Raw genomic sequence first — 1,519 nt, 5'->3', positions numbered from 1 at the left:
TGGAGTTTGGCGAACGCGGGCAGCGCGCTGCTCAGCGGCACGTCGGTCCACGTGCCGGGGGCATTGGCGACGAGGTGCTCCTCGTCGCCGGCGATCTCGTCGGCCAGCTCGTCGAACGGGACGAGGCCGGCCCGCCAGGCGCGTACCCACGCCACGAACCGGGTGGACCGGCGTGCCGTGAGTGTCGCCGCATCTGCTGCGGGGGACATGCGAGCAAGGGTACGTGCCGTCCGCCTGGCTTGTCTCGGTCGGAGCGTCGGAAGCGGCGTGTCCGTCCGCAGGGTTTAACGTGCTCGACATGTATGGGGAGGATGTGCTCTCGGGGAACTGGCGGCGCCGCAAGGTGGTGCCCGAGGTGGACGCCGAGCCTGACCTGGTGGTCGAGGACGTCGACTCGGGTTTCTGCGGTGCGGTCGTCGGCTTCGAGCTCGGTGCGGTCGTGCTGGAGGACCGGCGTGGCAAGCGTCGCAATTTTCCGCTCGAGCCGGCCGCGTTCCTGCTGGAGGGCCAGGTGGTGACCCTGCGCCGGCCGGTGGCCCGGCCGGCTGCCCCGGCCCGGCAGCGCACGGCCTCCGGGTCGGTCGCGGTCGCCGGGGTACGCGCCCAGGTCGCCAAGGCCAGCCGGATCTGGGTCGAGGGCGTGCACGACGCCGCCCTGGTCGAGCGGATCTGGGGCGACGACCTGCGCATCGAGGGCGTGGTGGTGGAGCCGCTGGACGGCATCGACGACCTGGCCGGCGCGGTCCGTGACTTCCGGCCGGCCCGTGGTCGCCGGGTCGGCGTGCTGGTCGACCACCTCGTCGCCGGGTCCAAGGAGAGCCGGATCGTGGCCGCGGTCACCGACCCGAACGTGCTGATCACCGGGCACCCGTACATCGACGTGTGGCAGGCGGTGAAGCCGGAGCGGGTCGGGCTGAAGGCGTGGCCGGTGATCCCGCCCGGGCAGCCGTGGAAGGAGGGCGTCTGCCGGGCCGTCGGCATCGCTGAGCCGTACGAGATGTGGCGGCGCATCCTCGGCAGCGTGAACAGCTACAAGGACGTCGAGACACCACTGATCAACGCCATGGAACGGCTCATCGACTTCGTCACCGAGCCGAGCTGAGCAGCGCCTCGGCCAGCGCCGTCCGGACGTTGAGCACGCTGCGGCCCTGCCGGTGCGCGGCCACCAGCCCGGCCGCCCGCAGGACGCTCAGGTGCTGCGAGACGCCGCCGGCGGTCATCCCGGTGCGCCGGGCCAGCTCGGTGGTGGAGCTGGGCGCGGCCAGCTCCAGCAGCAGCCGGGTGCGGCCCCGGCCCAGCACCGCGCCCAGCGCGTCCGTGCTCTCCCGGCGCGGCTCCCACAGCGTGGCCACGCCCCGGGCCGGATAGGCCAGCTGCGGCACGTCACCGGCGAAGATGCTCAGCACCGCCGGCCAGACGAACACCGACGGCACCAGGACCAGACCGGTGCCGTCGCTGACGTCCTCGGCGGTGCAGTAGCGCTTGCTGATCGACAGCGTGCCCGCCTCCCAGCGGACCC

The 1,519-nt window shown here is 72.9% G+C and carries 2 protein-coding genes and 1 pseudogene; 1 reads left to right on the top strand and 2 read right to left on the bottom strand.

Features of this window, described 5'->3' with window-relative positions:
* A pseudogene (locus tag AB0C29_RS47935) lies at nt 1–209 on the bottom strand (hypothetical protein); the annotation flags it as partial.
* An 89-nt stretch (nt 210–298) separates the two neighbouring features.
* On the opposite strand from AB0C29_RS47935, the gene AB0C29_RS47930 reads away from it, so the two are divergent.
* Nucleotides 299–1,102, top strand: a complete 804-nt coding sequence (locus AB0C29_RS47930) for a DUF3097 domain-containing protein (RefSeq protein WP_360834980.1) — start codon at nt 299–301, stop codon at nt 1,100–1,102.
* Here AB0C29_RS47930 and AB0C29_RS47925 read toward each other — a convergent pair.
* Nucleotides 1,086–1,519: ArsR family transcriptional regulator (locus tag AB0C29_RS47925; protein ID WP_360834978.1), on the bottom strand; the 434-nt coding region annotated here is incomplete at its 5' end. The genes AB0C29_RS47930 and AB0C29_RS47925 overlap by 17 nt on opposite strands.

It is taken from the genome of Actinoplanes sp. NPDC048791, from assembly GCF_040650095.1.
Classification (GTDB): domain Bacteria; phylum Actinomycetota; class Actinomycetes; order Mycobacteriales; family Micromonosporaceae; genus Actinoplanes.
The sequence above is the reverse complement of the archived record's forward strand: the minus strand, read 5'-3'. Positions and strand labels throughout refer to the sequence as shown.